19 protein-coding genes are annotated in these 21,310 nt (G+C 65.3%); 16 read left to right on the forward strand and 3 right to left on the reverse strand.

Going from position 1 to position 21,310, the window contains the following annotated elements; all coding sequences use genetic code 11:
* Positions 1-320 precede the first annotated feature (320 nt).
* On the forward strand, positions 321-2,042 hold the full coding sequence (gene ilvD, locus XH87_RS10130; RefSeq protein ID WP_271587159.1) for a dihydroxy-acid dehydratase: 1,722 nt from the start codon (positions 321-323) through the stop codon (positions 2,040-2,042).
* On the forward strand, positions 2,029-2,856 hold the full coding sequence (locus XH87_RS10135) for a tetratricopeptide repeat protein (RefSeq protein ID WP_271587160.1): 828 nt from the start codon (positions 2,029-2,031) through the stop codon (positions 2,854-2,856). The genes ilvD and XH87_RS10135 overlap by 14 nt, the downstream gene beginning before the upstream one ends.
* A 63-nt stretch (positions 2,857-2,919) precedes the next feature.
* On the opposite strand, the gene xth is transcribed toward XH87_RS10135, so the two are convergent.
* Positions 2,920-3,717: an exodeoxyribonuclease III gene (gene xth, locus XH87_RS10140; RefSeq protein ID WP_158669654.1), complete on the reverse strand. Its 798-nt coding sequence runs from the start codon at positions 3,715-3,717 to the stop codon at positions 2,920-2,922.
* Between the two features lie 133 nt (positions 3,718-3,850).
* Here xth and XH87_RS10145 point away from each other — a divergent pair, with 133 nt between their 5' ends.
* The gene (locus tag XH87_RS10145; protein ID WP_271587161.1) at positions 3,851-6,181 is read left to right on the forward strand and encodes an ATP-binding protein; all 2,331 of its coding nucleotides are present in this window, start codon (positions 3,851-3,853) and stop codon (positions 6,179-6,181) included.
* 5 nt (positions 6,182-6,186) lie between these two features.
* Here the strand turns inward: XH87_RS10145 and erpA are convergent, their stop codons facing one another.
* Positions 6,187-6,516, reverse strand: a complete 330-nt coding sequence (erpA, locus tag XH87_RS10150) for an iron-sulfur cluster insertion protein ErpA (RefSeq protein WP_024342679.1) — start codon at positions 6,514-6,516, stop codon at positions 6,187-6,189.
* 121 nt (positions 6,517-6,637) lie between these two features.
* Between erpA and XH87_RS10155 the strand changes: the two genes are divergently transcribed.
* The 11 genes from XH87_RS10155 (at position 6,638) to surE (ending at position 18,429) form a co-directional block, all read left to right on the forward strand.
* Positions 6,638-7,846 (forward strand): deoxyguanosinetriphosphate triphosphohydrolase, encoded by a 1,209-nt coding sequence (locus XH87_RS10155; RefSeq protein WP_271587162.1) that lies wholly within the window; start codon positions 6,638-6,640, stop codon positions 7,844-7,846.
* 9 nt (positions 7,847-7,855) lie between these two features.
* A complete protein-coding gene (argS, locus tag XH87_RS10160) occupies positions 7,856-9,646 on the forward strand; it encodes an arginine--tRNA ligase (RefSeq protein ID WP_271587163.1) in 1,791 nt (596 codons plus the stop codon).
* A gap of 139 nt (positions 9,647-9,785) precedes the next feature.
* Positions 9,786-11,345 carry an SPOR domain-containing protein gene (locus tag XH87_RS10165; protein ID WP_271587218.1) on the forward strand — a complete coding sequence of 520 codons (1,560 nt, stop codon included), beginning with the start codon at positions 9,786-9,788 and terminating at the stop codon, positions 11,343-11,345.
* A 46-nt stretch (positions 11,346-11,391) separates the two neighbouring features.
* Positions 11,392-12,420, forward strand: coding sequence for a beta-N-acetylhexosaminidase (gene nagZ, locus XH87_RS10170; RefSeq protein WP_271587164.1), 1,029 nt, complete (start codon positions 11,392-11,394; stop codon positions 12,418-12,420).
* Positions 12,417-13,256 carry a segregation and condensation protein A gene (locus tag XH87_RS10175; protein WP_025036467.1) on the forward strand — a complete coding sequence of 280 codons (840 nt, stop codon included), beginning with the start codon at positions 12,417-12,419 and terminating at the stop codon, positions 13,254-13,256. Before nagZ ends, XH87_RS10175 begins: the two co-directional genes overlap by 4 nt.
* Positions 13,257-13,277: 21 nt before the next feature.
* Positions 13,278-14,042: an SMC-Scp complex subunit ScpB gene (gene scpB, locus XH87_RS10180; protein ID WP_035702556.1), complete on the forward strand. Its 765-nt coding sequence runs from the start codon at positions 13,278-13,280 to the stop codon at positions 14,040-14,042.
* 164 nt (positions 14,043-14,206) lie between these two features.
* Positions 14,207-14,440 carry a twin-arginine translocase TatA/TatE family subunit gene (locus tag XH87_RS10185; protein ID WP_018642198.1) on the forward strand — a complete coding sequence of 78 codons (234 nt, stop codon included), beginning with the start codon at positions 14,207-14,209 and terminating at the stop codon, positions 14,438-14,440.
* Between the two features lie 92 nt (positions 14,441-14,532).
* A complete protein-coding gene (gene tatB, locus XH87_RS10190; RefSeq protein ID WP_035702559.1) occupies positions 14,533-15,036 on the forward strand; it encodes a Sec-independent protein translocase protein TatB in 504 nt (167 codons plus the stop codon).
* Complete coding sequence (gene tatC / locus XH87_RS10195) at positions 15,033-15,845, forward strand: twin-arginine translocase subunit TatC (RefSeq protein ID WP_271587165.1); 813 nt, start codon at positions 15,033-15,035, stop codon at positions 15,843-15,845. Before tatB ends, tatC begins: the two co-directional genes overlap by 4 nt.
* Positions 15,846-16,043: 198 nt before the next feature.
* Positions 16,044-17,375, forward strand: coding sequence for a serine--tRNA ligase (gene serS, locus XH87_RS10200; protein ID WP_271587166.1), 1,332 nt, complete (start codon positions 16,044-16,046; stop codon positions 17,373-17,375).
* Positions 17,376-17,655: 280 nt separating this feature from the next.
* Positions 17,656-18,429 (forward strand): 5'/3'-nucleotidase SurE, encoded by a 774-nt coding sequence (surE, locus tag XH87_RS10205; RefSeq protein WP_035702568.1) that lies wholly within the window; start codon positions 17,656-17,658, stop codon positions 18,427-18,429.
* On the opposite strand, the gene XH87_RS10210 is transcribed toward surE, so the two are convergent.
* On the reverse strand, positions 18,426-18,797 hold the full coding sequence (locus XH87_RS10210; RefSeq protein WP_271587167.1) for a response regulator: 372 nt from the start codon (positions 18,795-18,797) through the stop codon (positions 18,426-18,428). The genes surE and XH87_RS10210 overlap by 4 nt on opposite strands.
* Positions 18,798-19,024: 227 nt before the next feature.
* Between XH87_RS10210 and XH87_RS10215 the strand changes: the two genes are divergently transcribed.
* On the forward strand, positions 19,025-19,675 hold the full coding sequence (locus XH87_RS10215) for a protein-L-isoaspartate(D-aspartate) O-methyltransferase (RefSeq protein ID WP_085973621.1): 651 nt from the start codon (positions 19,025-19,027) through the stop codon (positions 19,673-19,675).
* 109 nt (positions 19,676-19,784) lie between these two features.
* On the forward strand, positions 19,785-21,155 hold the full coding sequence (locus XH87_RS10220) for a LysM peptidoglycan-binding domain-containing M23 family metallopeptidase (RefSeq protein ID WP_271587168.1): 1,371 nt from the start codon (positions 19,785-19,787) through the stop codon (positions 21,153-21,155).
* Positions 21,156-21,310 lie beyond the last annotated feature (155 nt).

Below are 21,310 nucleotides of genomic sequence, written 5' to 3' on the forward strand. Positions count from 1 at the left end.
GACCAAGTGGGGAGCGTGGCTGGTGTCGTAAAATCAGAGGTTGTGGGTGGCGATCCCCAGGAGGGTATCTTGGTAGGTCAGCCCGTGTCTTCTGAGCCACGATTGTGCCGTCCCTGCAACAGTCGGTCCGGATTTGACCCACATCACCGGCGGTTCGCCGCGTCGCCGCTTTTTGGCCACACCCGAACATGAATAAAATCATGCTCATGTTTTAAGGGGCAGTGGCTGTCTTCGAAGGCGACGAGAAAATCCCAAGGTCGATTCAAATCTTGGCTCTGATTTTTCGGGTCTGAAAGGGTTGACCGGGGAAACTGGTTGCGATGAACGCAAGGACCGACAAGCAGAGGCTGCCGAGCCGTCACGTGACGGAAGGCCCTGCACGTGCGCCGCATCGATCCTACTTCTACGCCATGGGTCTGACCACCGAGCAGATCCACCAGCCCTTCGTCGGCGTCGCGTCCTGCTGGAACGAGGCCGCTCCCTGCAACATAGCGCTGATGCGCCAAGCCCAGGCGGTCAAGAAGGGCGTAGCATCGGCCGGCGGCACGCCGCGCGAATTCTGCACCATCACCGTGACCGACGGCATCGCCATGGGCCATGACGGCATGCGCTCCTCGCTGCCGTCGCGCGAATGCATCGCCGATTCCGTCGAGCTGACCGTGCGCGGCCACGCCTATGACGCGCTGGTCGGCCTTGCCGGCTGCGACAAGTCGCTGCCGGGCATGATGATGGCGATGGTTCGCCTCAACGTGCCCTCGATCTTCATCTATGGCGGCTCGATCCTGCCCGGCAATTTCCGCGGGCAGCAGGTCACCGTGCAGGACATGTTCGAGGCCGTCGGCAAGCACTCGGTCGGCGCCATGTCGGACGAGGACCTCGACGAGATCGAGCGCGTGGCCTGCCCCTCGGCGGGCGCCTGCGGCGCGCAATTCACTGCCAACACCATGGCGACCGTCTCCGAGGCGATCGGCCTCGCGCTGCCGTACTCGGCCGGTGCCCCGGCACCCTACGAAATCCGCGACGCCTTCTGCATGACCGCGGGCGAGAAGGTGATGGACCTGATCGCGTCCAACATCCGGCCGCGCGACATCGTCACCCGCAAGGCGCTCGAGAACGCGGCTGCCGTGGTCGCGGCCTCCGGCGGCTCGACCAATGCTGCGCTGCACCTGCCGGCGATCGCGCATGAGGTCGGCATCAAGTTCGACCTGTTCGATGTTGCCGAAATCTTCAAAAAGACACCATATGTCGCGGATTTGAAGCCGGGCGGCCGTTATGTCGCCAAAGACATGTTTGAAGTAGGTGGCATACCGCTTCTGATGAAGACGCTGCTCGACAACGGCTTCCTGCACGGTGATTGCCTTACCGTCACGGGCCGCACGATCGCCGAAAACCTCAAGAGCGTGAAGTGGAATCCGCACCAGGACGTGGTGCACCCGGCAGACAAGCCCATCACCGCGACAGGCGGTGTGGTCGGTCTGAAGGGCAATTTGGCGCCAGAAGGTGCGATCGTGAAAGTCGCGGGAATGTCCAACCTCAAGTTTACCGGTCCGGCCAGGTGCTTCGACCGGGAGGAGGATGCTTTCGAGGCGGTCCAGAAGCGTACCTATCGCGAAGGCGAAGTCATCGTGATCCGCTACGAGGGCCCCAAGGGCGGCCCCGGCATGCGGGAAATGCTCCAGACCACAGCGGCGCTGACCGGCCAGGGCATGGGCGGCAAGATCGCGCTCATCACCGACGGCCGCTTCTCCGGCGCCACCCGCGGCTTCTGCATCGGCCATGTCGGGCCGGAAGCCGCCGTCGGCGGCCCGATCGGGCTGCTTGAGGACGGCGACGTCATCGAGATCGACGCGGTCGCCGGTACCCTTAACGTAAAATTGAGCGACGCCGAGCTCGCCCAGCGCAAGACCAAATGGAGCGCTCGCGCGACTAACCACACGTCGGGTGCGCTCTGGAAATATGCTCAGCAGGTTGGACCAGCGGTCGGGGGGGCAGTGACCCATCCGGGCGGCGCGCACGAGAAACAGTGCTATGCGGATATCTAGGCGTGCCATAGTTGCGTTTGTGTTGGGGGCGGCTGCGCTGGCCGCGCCGGCGCTCGCCTTCGACGGTGCTCCGGTCAACCCGAAGGACGCGACCATCCCTGTCGTGACCACCTTGCCGGGCGCCGCGGGTGCGGTGCGCACCAAGGTTCCGCCGGCAGTCGCAGGCCAGGAAACCTCGCTCAGCGCACTGCAATATGCCGCGGAGGGCGGCCACCCCATCGCGCAGTGGAAGCTTGGCCGCATGTACGCCAATGGCGACGGCGTCGCCCAGGACGATTTGCGTGCCTTCGAATATTTCAGCCGGATTGCCAACGCGCATGCCGAGGACAGCCCGTCGGCGCCGCAGGCGCAGATCGTGGCCAACGCCTTCGTCGCGCTCGGCCGCTACTATCTGGCCGGCATTCCCAATTCGAAGATCAAGGCCGATCCGGACCGTGCGCGGGAGATGTTCTCCTATGCCGCATCCTATTTCGGCAACGCGGACGCGCAGTATGACCTCGCCCGTCTGTACCTGAAGACCCCGGACGCCTCGCGCGAGGACTTCCGGTACGGTGCGCGCTGGCTCGGTCTCGCCGCGCAGAAGGGGCAGCATCAGGCCCAGGCGCTGCTCGGCCAGATGCTGTTCAACGGCGACCGCCTGCCGCGGCAGGCCGCGCGTGGCCTGATGTGGCTGACCCTGGCGCGCGACAGCGCCGGTGCCGAGGAGATCTGGATCAAGGAAAGCTACAACCGCGCCTTCGCCAAGGCCTCCGACGACGACCGCGCCATGTGCCTGCAAATGCTGGAGCAATGGGTGCAGGGCCGTAGGGAGTAATCACTCCGCGCAGTCGTTCGGGGGCGATGCTTCGAGCCGCCCCGGAATGACGGCGCTGATGGCTCACGCCGCCTCCAGATCCAGATCCGCCCACACCGGCACGTGGTCCGACGGCTTCTCCCAGCCGCGCACATAGCTGTCGATGCCGACATTGGCGAGCCGGTCGCTGGCCTGTGGCGACAGCAGCAGATGGTCGATCCGCAGGCCCTGGTTCTTCTGCCAGGCCCCGGCCTGGTAGTCCCAGAAGGTGTAAAGCCCGGGCTCGTCGGTGACGGCGCGCAAGGCGTCGGTCAGGCCGAGGCCGAGCAGGGACTGGAAGCTCTCGCGCGTCTCCGTCTTGAACAGGGCGTCCTCGGTCCAGGCGGCCGGATTGTGCACGTCGCGGGCATGCGGGATGACGTTGAAGTCGCCCGCGAGAATCAGCGGCTCCTCAGCCTTGAGGCGTTCCTTCGAATACTCGAGAAGCCTGGACATCCATTTGAGCTTGTAGGGATATTTGTCGGTCCCGACCGGGTTGCCATTGGGCAGGTAAAGGCAGGCGATGCGCAGCACCCCGCGCTTGAGCGTGACCACGCCCTCGAGGAAGCGGGCATGCGTATCCTCGTCGTCGCCGGCAAGCCCCGACTTGGTCTCGTCGAATCGCAGCTTCGAGAGCAGGGCGACGCCGTTGAACGTCTTCTGCCCATGGGTGACGACGTTGTAGCCCAGCGCCTCGATCTCCAGCCGCGGAAAGGCCTCGTCGACGCATTTGATCTCCTGGAGGCAGACGATGTCGGGCTGGCACTCCTTCAACCAGGTCAGAAGGAGATCAATTCGCTGCCGGACCGAGTTCACGTTCCAGGTGGCTACTCTGATGGACATATCGACGGCTCCGGGCGGGGGCCATGGTTAGAACAAACTGCAAACGCGCCCGTCAAGGAGGCCGCAAAATCTCCCACAAAATTAACCCGGCCTAAGCAGGCGGCGGGCCATTGATGGTCAAAAGGTTCCGCGGATGGGATGGCCGGACAAGTCGATGAAGCGAACTGAGCCGCGTGACGGCCTGATCGGTGCGTTCCTGTATTGGCTCGGCGGCTTCGAGATCGAGGACGGCCTGACTACCGATCTCAGCGAGCGCGAGATCAGTCGCATCCGCGCCAAGCAGATCGACGCGGTGACCCGGCTGATCCCGGTGACGATGGCGGTCACGATGCTGAACGTCGCCATCGTGCTGATCCTGTTCTGGGGCAGGGGCTGGAACGACTTCCTCGCGATCTGGGGTCTGACGCTTGCCGTCACCGCCTCGCTCGCGGTGCGCTCCTGGCAGCGGTCGCATCAGAACCCGCCGCAGGAGGCTTCGCCGCGCGCGGCGCGGCAGATGCTGCGGCAGGCATTCTTCCTCGCCGCGATCTGGGGCACGCTGCCGCTCGCCCTGTTCAGCCGCACCGAGCCGACCAGCCAGCTCATCCTGGCCTGCCTGATGGTCGGCATGATGTCGGGCGGCGCCTTCACGCTCTCGGCGTTTCCGCGTGCCGGCCTCGTCTATCTCGCCACCATGACCGTCGCCTGCGCCGGCGCGCTGCTGCTATGCGGCACCGGGACGTATCTGGTGACCTCGGTGTTCCTGCTGCTGTTAGCATTCTTCATGGCGCGCAATATCGTCTCGCAGGGCAATCTGTTCCTCGGCAATCTCAAGGCGCGGCTCGAGCTCGAGCGCCAGACCGAGATCATCTCGCTGCTGCTAAAGGACTTTCAGGAGAACGCCAGTGACTGGCTGTGGCAGACCGATGCCGATGGGCATCTGATCGACGTGCCGCAACGCTTCGCGGACGTCGCGCAACTGCCGCTTCCGCTATTGAAGGGATCGTATTTCGCCGACGTGCTCGACATGCTCTGCCCGGAGGACAAGAGCGCAGCCTACGACGTTGTCGGCTTGATGGAGCAGAACGAGCCGTTGCACGAGATGAATCTCAAGGTCGTTGCCGGCGGCGAGGCGCGGCTGTGGTCGCTGACGGCGAAGCCGGCCTATGATCGCGAGGGACAGTTCCTCGGTTATCGCGGCTTCGGGCGCGACGTGACCGAGCGTTGGCGCGCAGAAAAGGCCGAGGCCGAGAGCCGCGCCAAGTCCGACTTCCTGGCGGTGATGAGTCACGAGATCCGCACGCCGATGAACGGCGTGCTCGGGCTTGCCAGCATGCTGCTCGAAACCGAACTCGATCCGGAACAGCGCGAAGCCGTCACCACGATCCGCGAGTCCGGCGACAATCTCCAGCGGATCCTCAATGACATTCTCGACCTGTCCAAGCTCGAAGCCGGGCGCTTCACCTTCGAGGTGATCGACTTCGCCCCGCAGGCTTTGGTCGAGGCTGTCGCGACCGTTGTTCGCGCGAGCGCCAAGAACATGGGGCTGACGGTCAAGGTCGAGCTCGATCCGAACCTGCCGCCGACGCTGCGCGGCGACGTCGCACGCATCCGCCAGGTGCTGCTCAACCTCGCGTCCAATGCGGTGAAGTTCACCGATGAAGGCGAGGTGACGATTTCGGCCACCTGCCGGGCGCGACGCGACCTGCTGGCGACCGTCGAATGGACAGTGACCGACAGTGGAATCGGCATCGCGCCGGAAAAGCTCGGCCTGCTGTTCAGCGACTTCGCCCAGGCCGATGCCTCGATCAGCCGCCGCTTCGGCGGCACCGGCCTCGGCCTTGCGATCTCGCGGCGCATCGTCGAGCAGATGGGCGGCACCATCGGCGTCACCTCGACGCCGGGCGAAGGCTCGACCTTCCGCTTCACGCTGGTGCTGCCCTGGAGCGAGGCGCAGGCGTCCGATCAGGCAGGCGGCCGCGACGAGGTCGACGATCTCAAGGCCCGTATCGCCGGCCTCGACCGGCCGCTGAAGGTGCTGGTCGCCGAGGACGATGCCGTCAACCGCATGGTCGTGAGCAAGATGTTGGGATCCTTCGACGTCGAGCTGCGCGTCGTCGCCGACGGCGCCGAGGCCGTCGCGGCAGCATCCGAGGGCAATTATGATGTCGTACTGATGGACGTGCGCATGCCCGATATGGACGGACTTGCCGCCACCCGCGCGATCCGCGCACAAGGCGGGCGCTTCGCAGCCCTGCCGATCGTCGCGCTCACCGCCAACGCCTTCCCCGAGGACGTCAGGATCTGCCGCGAGGCCGGCATGTCGGACTTCCTCGCCAAGCCACTGCGAAAGCCGGCGCTGGTTGCGGCACTCCTGCGCGCGCTTGACGGCCACGTCACGTCTGAGGGCGCGCCGCTCCAGCCGGAGCTGATGCCGGTCGATGTCGCGTGGACGGACGAGGAAAGGCAGATAACGGGCGCGTAAGCGGGTCAGACCGAGAAGCTGGTCCCGCAGCCGCAGGACGCGGTCGCATTGGGATTGTTGACGCGGAACGAGGCGCCGATCAGGTCATCGACGAAATCGACCTGCGAACCCGCCAGGAACGGCTGCGAGGCGGAATCGACCAGCACCACCGCGTTGTCCTGCTCGATCACGAGATCGTCGTCGGTTCGCGCACGATCGATGTCGAACTTGTACTGGAAACCGGAGCAGCCGCCGCCCTCGACGGAGATGCGCAGCATCGCGCCGGAACCTTCGCCCTTGAGGATCTCCCCAATCCGGCGTGCGGCCCGGTCGCTGATGGTCACGGCAGTCGTCATCACTGGTCTCCGATCGTCCCGCAGTCACACAGGGGTCTTGCCCAATTCATTTGGTATCCCGCGCCAAGCATAGTTAAGTGCCACCATACGCAGAATCAAATGGATAGGGACTAAATTCGCCGTGTCCGTCGGAATGGCAGCCCCCCGCGCGCCCTATGCCTGCGACCCCGATCGCAGCCGCGGCCGGCTGGTCGCCGAACCCCCGAGCCGGACTCGCAGCCCGTTCCGGCGGGATTGCGACCGGGTGATCCATTCCACCGCGTTTCGCCGGTTGAAGTACAAGACCCAGGTGTTCGTGTTCCACGAGGGGGACCACTACCGCACCCGGCTGACGCATTCGCTGGAGGTGGCGCAGATCGCCCGGGCGCTGGCCCGGCAGCTCGGGCTGGACGAGGACCTCACCGAGACATTGGCGCTCGCCCACGATCTCGGCCATCCGCCGTTCGGGCATGCCGGCGAGCGGGCGTTGGACGCCTGCCTGACGGAATTCGGCGGCTTCGACCACAATGCCCAGACGCTCCGCGTCGTCGCTTCGCTCGAGCACCGCTATCCCGAGTTTGACGGGCTCAACCTGACCTGGGAATCGCTGGAGGGCATCGTCAAGCACAACGGCCCGCTGACCGACCGCAGCGGCGCGCCGGTCGGGCGCTATCGCGAGCACGGCATTCCCGTCGGCATCGCCGACTACATCAAGACCTATGACCTTGAACTATGGAGCTTCGCCTCACTGGAGGCACAGGTCGCCGCGCTCGCCGACGACATCGCCTATGACGCCCACGACATCGACGACGGCCTCCGCGCCGGCCTGTTCCACCTCGACGATCTCAAGGTGATGCCGCTGACCGCGGAGATCATCGCCGGAATCACTGCGCACTATCCCGATCTCGAAGACGTGCGCCGCGGCGCCGAACTGGTGCGCGAGCTGATCTCGCACCTGATCGGTGCGGTATTTGCAGAGACACAGAAGAACCTCGCGGCCACCAAGCCGCAATCGGCCCAGGATGTGCGCCAGCAGAGCCGGGCGCTGATCGCGTTCCCCGCCGAAGTCGCGGAGGAAGAGGCCGCCATCAAGACCTTCCTGTACCAGCACATGTACCGCCACAAGCGGGTGATGCGGGTGATGGGGGAGGCGGAGCAGATCCTGTTCGACCTGTTCGCAAAATACCGGAAATCCCCCGGCGAGCTGCCGCCGGAATGGCTGCTGGGGGTGGAGGCGGACAATGAAGGCGACCGGGCGCGCCGGATCGGCAATTTCATTGCCGGAATGACGGATCGTTTCGCCCTGACCGAGCACCAGCGGCTTTTTGACTCGACCCCGGATTTGCGTTAGGCGGCGGCCATGCCCGACACATCCTCATCCCTGCATCTGTTCGCCGACGTGCTCGCGCGCGTACATGCTGCCTGCCGCGCGCTCGCGGTGGAAGCCAAATGGCCCGAGGGCGTCGATTTCTCGCGCGTGGTGGTCGAGCCGCCGCGCGATGCCTCCCATGGTGACATGGCGACCAACGCCGCCATGGTGCTTGCGAAAGAGGCAAGGGCAAAGCCCCGCGAGCTCGCCGAGCAGATCGCCGAGCGGCTTCGCGCCGACGCGCTGATCGCCAAGGTCGACGTCGCCGGTCCCGGCTTCATCAACCTGACACTGAAGCCAGCCGCCTGGGCCGAGGCGCTGCGGACCGTGTTGCGCGAGGGCGCCGATTATGGCCGCCTGCGCGGCGGCTCCAAGGTCAATGTCGAGTACGTCTCGGCCAATCCAACCGGGCCAATGCATGTCGGGCATTGCCGTGGTGCCGTGTTCGGCGACGCGCTGGCGGGCCTGCTCCAGTTCGCCGGCCACGACGTCACCCGCGAATACTACATCAACGACGCGGGCGCACAGGTCGACGTGCTCGCGCGCTCGGCCTTTCTGAGGTATCGCGAAGCGCTCGGCGAGAACATCGGTGCGATCCCGGAGGGCCTCTATCCCGGTGACTATCTGAAGCCGGTCGGCGCGGCGCTTGCGAAGGAGCACGGCGACAAGCTTCTCGCGATGACCGAGGCGCAATGGCTGCCGGCGGTGCGCGCCAAGGCGATCGCGATGATGATGGACGAGATCAAGGACGATCTCGCCGCCCTCAACATCCGCCACGACGTGTTCTTCTCCGAGCGCTCGCTGATCGAGGGGGGCAACAACAAGGTCGCCGAGACCATCGATTTCCTGCGCGCCAAGGGCGACATCTATGAAGGCCGTTTGCCGCCGCCGAAGGGCGCGCCGGTCGAGGATTGGGAAGACCGCGAGCAACTGCTGTTCAAGGCCACGGCTTACGGCGACGACGTCGATCGTCCGCTGATCAAGTCGGACAATTCCTATACCTACTTCGCCTCCGACATCGCCTATCACAAGAACAAGTTCGACCGCGGCTTCGCCGAGATGATCGACGTCTGGGGCGCCGATCATGGCGGCTACATCAAGCGCATGCAGGCGGCAGTGAAGGCGATGACATCCGGCAAGGGATCGCTCGACGTCAAGATCGTGCAGCTCGTGAAGCTCTTGCGCAACGGCGAGCCGGTGAAAATGTCCAAGCGGAGCGGGGACTTCGTCACCCTGCGTGAAGTGGTGGATGAGGTCGGCCAGGACGCCGTCCGATTCATGATGCTCTACCGCAAGAACGACGCGGTGCTCGACTTCGACCTTGCCAAGGTCATGGAACAGTCGCGCGACAACCCGGTGTTCTACGTCCAATACGGTCACGCGCGCGGCCACTCGATCTTCCGCAATGCACGGGCCGAAGTGTTCCCGGAACTGCCTGAGGATACCGGCAAGCGGATCGCCTGGCTCGGTGAGTCGGCGGTCGAGCGGCTGTCGGACCCGGTCGAGCTCGATCTTCTCAAGCGCCTCGCAATATATCCGCGCATGGTCGAGGCCGCCGCCACGGCCCACGAGCCGCACCGAATTGCCTTTTATCTCTATGATTTAGCCAGCGAATTTCATGCACTTTGGACGAAGGGGCGCGATTTGCCCTATTTACGCTTCATTATCAATAATGATGCAGATCTTACAAAGGCGCGGCTGGCGATGGTCCAGGGCGTCGTCTCGGTCCTGGCATCGGGCCTCGCCATCCTCGGCGTCCATGCCCCGGACGAGATGCGGTAGTTTGGGGCGAACTGCCTAAGGGTATTGGGGGGTAACCGGCAGAAGCCGGATCGCTTAGATTTGGTTGAAAGCCTTGTGGGTCGAAGGCCGTGCCTTGGTCGAGGGGCGCGCGGCTTTCCCGAAGGGACGCATCATCACGATGGCCGAACGATATCAGGACAGACCGTTTCCCTCCGATGACTTTGGTCGCGGTGGCGATCAGCATGGGAAGGGGGAAAGTGATCCCTTGGCCGAGCTCGCCCGTCTGATCGGACAGACCGATCCGTTTGCAGCACAGGGGCGACCGACTGCGCGTCCGCCGGCGACGCCCGCCCAGAGCTATCATGAAGACGATTATCGCCGGGACGATGATCAGCAGGACTATGCCGAGCGGGCCCCGCCGCCGGGGCCGCCCTCATGGATGCGCCGCGCCAACGTGCAGCCGCAGCCGGCACCGGCGCCGGAACCCAATTATCCCGTCTCCGTAGCCCCGGTTCATCCGTTGCATCGCTATCCGGCCAACCCCGCCGTGCCCGAGCCTGATGTTTATCGGCCGCAGGCCTATCAGGATCACGGGTATCAAGATCAGGCCGATCAGGATCAGGCCTACCAGCAGCACGGTCAGGCCTACCAGGAGCAGGCCTATCAGGAGCCGTACGCGCAGCCCGATCCGTCGCGCTACGACGATGCGCTCTACGGCCGGCTGGAGACAGGCGCGCAGGACTATCAGCGCGAGCCGGCCTATCCGGATGATCCTTACGCCTACCAAAGCGACTACCCCGAGGACGAGCTCGACGAGCCGAAGAAGCAGCGCGGCGGCATGATGACGGTCGCGGCGATCCTGGCGCTTGCCGTGGTCGGCACCGGTGCGGCCTTCGCCTACAAGACCTATATCGGCTCGCCCCGCAGCGGCGAACCGCCGATCATCAAGGCCGACAACACGCCGACCAAAATCGTGCCGGCGCCGACGGACTCCGCGGCCAAGGTGCCGGACCGCATGGTCACCGGTGACGGCACCGAGAAGATCGTGCCTCGCGAGGAGGCGCCCGTCGATGTCAATGCCAAGGCGGGCGGTCCCCGAGTCGTATTCCCGCCGCTGAACCAGAATGCGAACCCGCCGTCGGTGGCGAGCGTCTCGCCATCCGCGATTCCCTCGCCAAGCGCGGGTCCGGTCCCGAGCAACGGGACCCTGCCGAGCAATTCGCCGCGCCCGATACGGACCGTCGCCGTGAAGGGCGACCAGACCGATAGCGCCACGCCGCAATCTGCCGCTGCCGCCAGGTCGACGGCTGCTGCAGCGAAGCCCGTTGCGCCTGCCACGTCGCACAATCCGCCGACCTCGGCCAATGCCAGCGCCAATCAGCCGATGTCGCTGGCGCCGCAATCGGTTCCGGCGGCCGAACCGCCGCAGCGGATGGCTGCGACCACTCCGACTCAGCTGGCGCCCGCCAGCAGTGGCGGTGGCGGCTATATCGTGCAGGTCTCCTCGCAGCAGAGCGAGGAGAGCGCCGCTGCGTCGTACCGCGTGCTTCAGAGCAAGTATGGTAGCGTGCTCGGCTCCCGCTCGCCGGTGATCAAGCGCGTCGACCTCACCGACAAGGGCAAGGGGATCGTCTACCGTGCCTTCGCTGGGCCCTTTGGCTCGGCGGAGGAGGCGACGCACACCTGCAACAGCCTGAAGTCTGCAGGCTTGTCCGCCTGCTTCGTCCAGAGGAATTAACGGCCGTTTCCTTGACCCCCTCGCGGGGCAGGGTTAATCGGCCGTTATGAGCACGCGGGCCTTCATTACCGGCGTATCCGGAACGGAACTGACCGCCGCCGAGCGGGAGTTTATCCGTGCCGAACGCCCATGGGGCTTCATTCTCTTCAAGCGCAACGTCGCGACGCCGGCGCAAGTTACTGCGCTGGTTGCGGAATTGCGGGCGGTTGCCAATGCTTCCGATGCTCCTGTCCTGATCGATCAGGAAGGCGGACGGGTGCAGCGGCTTGGCCCGCCGCACTGGCCGGTCTATCCGCCGGGGACCGTATTCTCGAATTTGTACGACACTGATTCGGCACTCGGGCTGACCGCGGCGCGCCTGAGCGCCCGTCTGATTGCAGCCGATCTTGCCGATCTCGGCATCTCCGTGGATTGCCTGCCGCTGGCTGATGTGCCCGTGCCGGGCGCCGACGCTGTCATCGGAAACCGGGCCTACGGCACCGAGCCGGGAAAGGTCGCGGCGATTGCCCGTGCGGTCACCGAGGGCCTGGAGCAGGGCGGCGTGCTGCCGGTTCTCAAGCACATTCCCGGTCATGGTCGGGCCACCGCCGATACCCATTTCAAGCTGCCGACGGTCGACACGCCCCGGGACGAGCTGGAACGGACCGACTTCGCCGCGTTCAAGCCGCTTTCGGACCTGCCGATGGCCATGACTGCACATGTTGTGTTTAGCGCGGTCGACCCCGCCCATCCGGCGACGACATCTGCGACAATGATTGCTGACGTGATTCGCGGCGCAATCGGGTTCCAGGGTTTGTTAATGAGTGATGACGTGTCGATGAACGCGCTGTCGGGGAATATCGCCGAGCGGACCCGCGCCATCTTCGCGGCCGGCTGCGACATGGCCCTGCATTGCAATGGCAACATCGAGGAGATGCGCGACGTCGCCGGCCAGACGCCTGAATTGTCGGGCAGGGCATTGGAGCGGGCGAAAGCCGCGCTCGCCGCACGCAAGGCGCCGCAGCCGTTCGACCGGGCGGCCGCGCGCGCGGAACTGGACGCATTGATCGCACGGGCAAACACGGCATCGGCATGACCGCAGAAATCCTATCGTTTGAAACCGGGCGGCCCGCAGAGCTCGCCGAGGGTGAGCCGGCGTTGGTGGTGGACGTCGAGGGCTATGAAGGGCCGCTCGACCTCTTGCTCGCGCTGGCGCGGCAGCAGAAGGTCGATCTCGCCAAGATTTCGATCCTCGCGCTGGCCGACCAGTACCTCCACTTCATCGAGGCCGCGCGGAAGATCCGGCTGGAGCTTGCGGCCGACTACCTGGTGATGGCGGCTTGGCTTGCCTTCCTGAAGTCGCGGCTGCTGCTGCCGGAGCCGCCGAGTGCGGAAGGTCCGAGCGCGGAGCAGATGGCGACGGCACTGGCCAACCGCCTGCGGCGGCTGGAAGCCATTCGCGAAGCCGCCAATCGGCTCATGAACAGGCCGCAATTGCAGCGCGACATCTTCCCCCGCGGCGAGCCCGAGCAGATCGCCGAGATCAAGCATCCGAAATACACCGCGACGCTGTACGACCTGCTCACCGCTTATGCCGCGCAGCGCCAGTCGCGCGTGCTGGCGAGCGTGCACCTCGCCAAGCGCACGGTGTGGTCGCTTGCGGAAGCGCGCGCCACGCTGGAGCGGCTGGTCGGCAGCATCACCGAGCAGGACGATTGGGGCGTGCTCGACGACTTCCTGATCCGGCATGTCGCCGATCCGACACAGCGGGCAACGGTGTTCGCCTCGAGCTTCGCCGCCGCGCTCGAGCTGGTGCGCGAAGGTCAGCTCGAGCTGAACCAGAAAGAGGCGTTTGCGCCGATCTATTTCCGGAAGGGGCGCCCAAAACCGGTCCCGGACGCAGCTCCCGCGCCCGATGCGCCGGTCGCTTAAGTGCAAGAAGGAGAATCTGCCATGGCAAGCCTGGCTGAAGTGCGGGTAGAAGAGGCCGAGCCGATGGAGAACGAATCCCAGGCGCGTCCCGAGGAATTGCGGCTGCTGGAAGCGCTGCTGTTCGCCTCCAGTGAACCGCTTGATACCGCGACGCTGGCCAAGCGCATGCCCGAGGGCGTCGACGTCAAGGCCGCGCTCGAGCAGTTGCAGGCGGATTATGCCTCGCGCGGCGTCAACCTCGTCCGCGTCGCCAACAAGTGGACGTTCCGCACGGCCGGCGATCTCGCCTGGCTGATGACGCGGGAGAGCACCGAGACCCGCCGTCTGTCGCGCGCCGCGATCGAGGTGCTCGCGATCATCGCCTATCACCAGCCGGTGACGCGTGCCGAGATCGAGGAGATCCGCGGTGTCGTCACCTCGAAGGGCACGCTCGACGTGCTCCTGGAGACCGGCTGGATCAAGCCGCGTGGCCGGCGCAAGACGCCCGGCCGTCCGTTGACCTTCGGAACCACCGAGGAATTCCTGTCGCAATTCACCCTGGAACAGCTCGGCGACCTGCCGGGCCTGGAAGAGTTGAAGGGCACGGGCCTCCTGGATTCGCGCCTGCCCACCGGATTTAGCGTGCCGACGCCGTCCGATGACCCCGCTCTGCGCGAGGACGAGGATCCGCTGGAACCGGGCGATGACCTCGATCTCGCGCTGGCGCCTGCGGTCGAGCCCGAAACGTCCCAAGAGACGTCGGAGGGCGGCAATGAGGGCGGCGGCGAGGCCGGCACCGAGGAGTGACGCCCGTCCGCTTACGGGCCCTGCGACCGGTTAACACTAGCAAGATTGCGTAGTGCCGACAGCGAATTGGCGCTGCCTTGGTCCTTGTTTTTGACACCCGCCAAGCCTAGGTTTCGGTAAAGATCGGCCGGGTCCCCGGCCACATGCGTTTGGAGGGTTGCAGGATGGGTTCACTCAGCATTTGGCACTGGATCTTGGTGATCGCAGTGGTCCTGCTGCTGTTCGGCCGCGGCAAGATTTCGGATCTGATGGGCGACGTGGCGCAGGGCATCAAGGCGTTCAAGAAGGGCATGCAGGACGACGACAAGCCTGCCGAGAAGCCCGAGCCGGCGAAGTCGATCGAGCACAATGCTGCGCCGACCGCGGCACGGTCCGACGTCGGCAGCAAGGCCGTCTGAGCCAGAGAGCACGCGAGACACGGGTAGCATAGTGGCCCCGATCCTGCGCGCAAGGATTGGGCCGGCTCCGGCTGGCGTGAACGGAAGACCTCATGTTCGACATCGGGTGGAGTGAACTGGTCCTCATCGGGGTCGTGGCCCTGATCGCTATCGGCCCGAAAGAGCTGCCGGGCGTTTTGCGCATGGTCGGGCAGTGGATGGGCAAGGCTCGCAAGATGGCTGCCGAGTTCCAGGGGCAGTTCCAGGAAGCGATGCGCGAGGCCGAGATGGCCGACCTCAAGAAGAGCTTTGACGAGGTCAGGGAAGCCGCCACCGGCTTTACCAGCAACAATCCGTTGACCTCGCTCCAGAAGGACGTCAGCGACGCGCTTCGCGTCGATGCGCTGGACAAGCCGGCCGAGACGCCTGCGGCCACCCCCGTCGATCCGCCCGTTACGCCCACGACGCCGGAGACGCCGACGCCTGCGACCTTCATGGAAGCCGAGGCGCATGCCGCTGCGAACGAGCCGCTAGCGATCACCCGTGAGGTCGAACAGGCCCCGGTTGCGCAGGACACCGCGCCATCCGAGGCGATCAAGGACGCCAAAGCGTCATGACCGACGTCGATATCGAGGCCAGCAAAGCCCCGCTGATGGACCATTTGATCGAGCTGCGCTCGCGGCTGATCAAGGCGCTGCTCGGCTTTGGCATTGCCTTCATCTTCTGCTTCTTCTTCGCCAAGCAGATCTACAATGTGCTGGTCTGGCCGTTCGTGTGGGTCGCTGGGGCCGAGAACTCCAAGTTCATCTACACGGCGCTGCTGGAATATTTCATCACGCAGCTCAAGCTCGCGCTGTTCGGCGCCGGCTTCATCTCGTTCCCGATCATAGCGACGCAGATCTACAAGTTCGTCGCGCCCGGGCTCTACAAGCATGAGAAGCAGGCCTTCCTGCCTTATCTGGTCGCGACCCCGCTCTTCTTCTTGCTGGGCGCGGCGCTGGTCTATTTCGTCGTGCTGCCGATGCTGGTCCGCTTCTCGCTCGGCATGCAGCAGGCCGGCAGCGACGAGACCGCGCAGATCCAGCTGTTGCCCAAGGTCGGCGAATATCTGTCGCTGATGATGTCGCTGATCTTCGCCTTCGGCATCGCCTTCCAGCTTCCGGTGATCCTGACGCTGCTCGGCCGCGTCGGCATCGTCACCTCGAAAATGCTGCGCGAGAAGCGCCGCTATTTCATCGTGATTGCTTTCGTCATCGCGGCCGTGCTGACGCCGCCGGACATCCTCAGCCAGTGCTCGCTGGCGATTCCCTTGCTGGCGCTCTACGAGGGCTCGATCATCGCGGTGGCGATGGTGGAGAAGAAGGCCGCCGCCGCGCAGGCCTCGACAGGCACTGACGTGTCGACGCCGGCCAATCCGGCGGAGTAGGGCATCCCGACCTCCGCCGTCATTCCCCGCGAAAGCGGGGAATCCAGTACGCCGCGGCCTCTCGTGGAATCACTGCCGTCTCTGGAATACGGGATCGCCCGCTTTCGCGGGCGATGACGGAGTGCTAGGGGAAGGCGCGCCAATGGAAGATGTCAGCATAAACGTTGACGATTTGCGCGCTGACCCAGGACCACGGCCATGCACGACATCAAATCGATCCGCGACAATCCGCAAGCCTTCGACGCCGGCCTCGCTCGGCGTGGCCTGAAGCCGCTGTCGGCCTCGCTGCTCGCGATCGACGAGAGGCGGCGCGCGGCGATCCTCGCCTCCGAGCAGGCGCAGGCTCGACGCAACGCGGCCTCGAAGGAAATCGGTGACGCCAAGAAAGCCAAGGACGAGGCGCGTGCGGCGAAGCTCATGGCCGAAGTCGCCGAGCTGAAGACCACGATGCCGGAGCTCGAAGCGGCCGCGAAGGCCGCCGACGAGGAGTTGACGAAAGAGCTATCCGCAATCCCGAACATTCCGTTCGACGAAGTGCCTGATGGCATCGACGAGCACGGCAACGTCCAGCACCATTTGTTCGGCAACAAGCGCAACTACAGCTTTGCGCCGAAGCTGCATGACGATCTCGGCACCGCGCTTGGCTACATGGATTTCGAGGCGGCGGCCAAACTCTCCGGCGCGCGCTTCGTCGTGCTGAAGAAGGGTCTGGCGCGGCTGGAACGCGCCATCGGCCAGTTCATGCTCGATCTGCACACGACCGAGCACGGCTACACCGAGATCAACCCGCCGCTGCTGGTGCGCAACGAGGTGATGTTCGGCACCGGGCAATTGCCGAAATTCGAGGACGACCAGTTCTGGGCGATCAAGGGCGAGCTGTTGGCTGCGCCCGACCATGAGCGGCTGAAGACCGAGCGCCTCGGCTTGATCCCCACGGCCGAAGTCTCGCTCACCAATCTCGCGCGCGAATCCATCCTCGACGAGAAGCAATTGCCGATGCGGCTCACCGCGCTGACGCCGTGCTTCCGCGCCGAGGCGGGCGCGGCCGGGCGCGACACGCGCGGCATGATCCGCCAGCACCAGTTCACCAAGGTCGAGCTGGTCTCGATCACGACGCCGGAAGCGAGCAGGGACGAGCTGGAGCGGATGTTGTCCTGCGCCGAGCAGGTGTTGCAGAAGCTCGACCTGCATTACCGCGTCATGACGCTCTGCGCAGGGGATATGGGTTTCTCGTCGCAAAAAACCTATGACATCGAGGTCTGGATGCCCGGGCAGGGCGACGGCGGCATGTTCCGCGAGATCTCGAGCTGCTCGGTCTGCGGCGACTTCCAGGCCCGGCGCATGGATGCGCGCTCGCGCGGCCCCGACGGCAAGCCGCGTTTCGTGCACACGCTGAACGGCTCCGGCACCGCGGTCGGCCGCGCGCTGATCGCCGTGATGGAGACCTATCAGCAGGAGGACGGCTCGATCGCGGTCCCCGACGTGCTCCAGCCCTATATGGGCGGGCTGAAGGTGATCGCGCGCGCGTAGGGTCGCGCGGACCCGAAGGCCGGCTATCCTGCCGGCCCGCCAACGCGAACCCACCGTTCATGGCCTTGCACCGCGACATCTTCTGGGGCGGCCGACAGCAATGGGCGGCGACAAGGTGACCGCGCGGAAGGCCGCCTCGCGCGCCTCCTGCTGCAATGGCGCATTCGCCGCTGGCACGACCAGGCCGGGAACCTGCCGCCGGACCGCAATCGTCCGGTTTGCCTGATCGGCCCTGGCCGGATAAGACGGCTCAGACCGGCTTTCAGGAATCGATCTTCCGATGCGCATTCTCTGCACCAATGACGACGGCATCCACGCTCCCGGCCTCAAGGTCGTGGAGGAGATCGCGCGCGCCTTGTCGGACGACGTCTGGGTGGTGGCGCCCGAGCTCGACCAGTCCGGCGTGTCGCATTCGCTGTCGCTGAACGATCCCTTGCGCCTGCGCGAGGTGGGCCCGCGGCACTTTGCCGTGCGCGGCACGCCGACGGACTGCGTCATCATGGGGGCCCGCCACATCCTGGGTGCCAAGCTGCCTGATGTCGTGCTGTCCGGCGTCAACAAGGGCCGCAACGTCGCCGAGGACGTCGTCTATTCCGGCACCATTGCCGGCGCGCTGGAGGGCACCATCCTTGGCCTGCCGTCCTTCGCACTGTCGCAGGAGTTCAGCGTCGAGACCCGCGAACGGCCGCCATGGGACACCGCGCGCAAATTCGGGCCGGACATCCTGCGCAAGGTGATCGCCGCCGGCGTCCCGAAGGACACTGTCATCAACGTCAACTTCCCGTCCTGCGCGCCGGAGGAAGTGCTGGGCATCCGCGTCACGCGCCAAGGCAAGCGCAATCTCGGTTTCCTCAGGATCGACGAGCGCCGGGACGGCCGCGGCAATCCCTATTTCTGGGTCGGCTTCGAGCGCACCGCGATGATGGATACGCCTGCCGACGGCACCGATCTCGCGGCGCTGCGCGAGCGCTACGTTTCCGTCACGCCGCTCAGGCTCGACCGCACCAACGAAGCTTTTTCGGAAGAGCTGACCGCGACGCTGAATAGCGGTTAGCCGCCGCGAAGGGCGGCTTCGATGGTCTTGCCGAGCGCGTCCAGCTGAAACGGTTTTTGGAGCGCCGGCCGGTCGCGATACTGTTCGGGCAGGCCGGAGGAGCCGTAACCGGTGGCGAAGATGAACGGGCGGCCCTTCGCCATGATGACATCGGCCACCGGCGAAATGACCTTGCCGTTGACGTTGACGTCGAGAATGGCGAGATCGAACTGGGTGGATTGCGCGAGCCGCATGGCCTCGGTGATATCGCCCGCTTCGGCGGCAACCTTGTAGCCGAGTTCCTCCAGCATGTCCGCGACCATCATTCTGATCATGACCTCGTCCTCGACGAGGAAAACAGAGCGGCCCGAAAGCCCTGTCGGAGTCATAGGTGAGTCCTTGCCCATACTCGCGAACGTTTGCAGATAACGATGAGCGACGCAATGCGCGTTTCGGCGAACGCAAATCCGCAAGAGGCTTAGCGCTTTGAAAGCCCGTTGTGGTCAAATGCTATGCCGAAAGGCTATCATGAGTTCCTGAGCCGGAACAAGATTCTCGTCTCGGGTTCTTGCGATGCAGTACGGGGACCCGCCAGACGAGATGAGCAACAGCAGCAATGACGTCCCATCAGCATCCGCCGGAGAAGATGATGTTTCAGCTGACGCTGAGGCGTCGGGGCATCAGCGATCAGGCCGTGCTGCGGACCATGGAGGCGGTGCCGCGCGAGCTGTTCGTCGACGAGACCGATCGCGACGGCGCCTATCGTGACAGCGCGCTGCCGATCGCCTGTGGGCAGACCATCAGCCAGCCGTTCGTGGTCGCCTACATGACCGAGCAGCTCCAGCTCCAGAAGCAGCACCGGGTGCTCGAAATCGGCACCGGCTCCGGCTACCAGGCTGCCGTGCTGTCGCGGCTCGCCGGCCAGGTGTTGACCGTCGAGCGCTATCGCAAGCTGGCCGACACGGCACGCGCCCGACTCGAAAAGCTCGATTGTCACAACGTCGAGGTGATGCTCGGCGACGGTCTCAGTCTGCCTCCCAATATCGGTTCGTTCGATCGCATCATCGTCACCGCGGCGGTGGAGCAGATTCCGGAGAACCTGGTCGAGCGGCTGGAGGTCGGGGGCATCCTGATCGCCCCCGTCGGTCCGCTCCAGGGCGTCCAGACGCTGACCCGCCTGACCCGCCGCGAAACCGGGATCGAGCGCAAGGAACTCGTCGAGGTGCGCTTCGTGCCGGCACTGCCCGGCGTGGCGCGGGAGCTGTAGAATCCCGGATCGGCTGTGCCGCCAACGTCTTATTGAGAGGGTTAAGCCGTTATTTACTCGGTGCGTGTTTACTTAAAACACCAGTTCTGTTGCGTACGAGTGAGTAACCATGTCCGCTGTCGCCGAGTTGCTTTACTCGCGCCGCGTGCCGCAGGTCGCGGTGCTGGCGCTGATCTCCTTCAGCTTTGCAGGGTGCAGCGCCGACATGTCGTCGCGGCTGTCCCAGTCGAACTTCTCCAATCCCTTCGCCTCGGAATCCACGGGATCGGTGCAGCAGGCGTCACCCCCGCAGCGTGAGCTGCCGCAATATGCGCGGCCGCAGACGCAGCCCGGTCATTATCAGTCGCAGCCCTTGCCGCCGCCGGCAGTGTCCGCGCCGCAATCCTATCCCGTTGCTGGAGGTGGCGGCGTGTCCGGTGGCGGGCGCGGCGTCGGCTCCTACGCGCCTCCGGCGCAGCCGCATCTGGAGACCACGGCCGCCGTGCCGTCGCGCTCGGTCGCGGTCGCTCAGCCGGCCGGCGGGACCAAGATCATCGTCGGCACCAGCGATACGCTCGACGTGCTCGCCAAGCGCTATCACGTCACGCCGCAGGCGATCCTTGCCGCCAATGGCTACAAGGGCCCGCGCGCGCTCTCGCCCGGCCAGCAGCTGATCATCCCGCATCCGGCGACGGCCGCTGCGCCAGCGCCGGCTCCGGTCGCGGCAGCTCCTGCTGCGAAGCCGGTTGCCACCATGGCTGCGCCGTCGGGCACCCATTTCGTCAATCGCGGCGATACGCTCGCCAGCATTGCCCGGAAGAACCATATCCCGACGGCTGAACTTGCCCGCGCCAACGGCCTCGATCCGTCTGCAAAACTCAAGCTCGGCACCAAGCTGACCGTGCCCGGTGCCAGGACTGCTGCTGTCTCGGCGCCTGCGGCTCCGGTCGCAGCCGCGCACGTTGCTGGGACGCTCCAGCCCGTCGCGGCCGCTCCCGCGCCCGCCACCAAGATGGCGGCCGCCGCGCCGGCGCAGAGTGCGCGCCTGGCCCAGGCGACGGCCAATGTCGAAGACAAGCCCGCCGAGACGCCGGCGAAGGCCGCGGAGGCCACCGGCGCGCTGCCGACCTTCCGTTGGCCCGTCCGCGGCAAGGTGGTCACGAGCTACGGCGCCAAGACCAACGGCAAGTCCAATGACGGCATCAACCTCGCTGTGCCGGAGGGGACGCCGGTCAAGGCGGCAGAAGACGGCGTCGTCGCCTATTCCGGCAACGAGCTGAAAGGTTACGGCAATCTCGTCCTGGTTCGGCACTCCAACGGCTACGTCACCGCATATGCCCATGCGAGTGAGCTGTTGGTGAAGCGCGGTGATACCATCAAGCGCGGCCAGGTCATTGCCAAGTCGGGTCAATCCGGGGAGGTGGCGTCGCCGCAGCTCCACTTCGAGATCCGTAAGGGATCGACCCCGGTTGACCCGCTCCAATTCCTGAACGGAGCGTGAGGCGAGCCGCTTCGGTCGGGCTCACCCCCGCCAAAACACGCTGCCATCGTCCGCCTTGTGCACAATTGCGCACTGGGCGGACGATCCAGCATTCCAGAGACATCGGTTGTTTAGCCGCCAAGCCGCGGCGTACTGGATTCCCCGCTCCAGTGCGC

The sequence above is a fragment of the Bradyrhizobium sp. CCBAU 53415 genome (assembly GCF_028128735.1).
Lineage (GTDB): Bacteria > Pseudomonadota > Alphaproteobacteria > Rhizobiales > Xanthobacteraceae > Bradyrhizobium.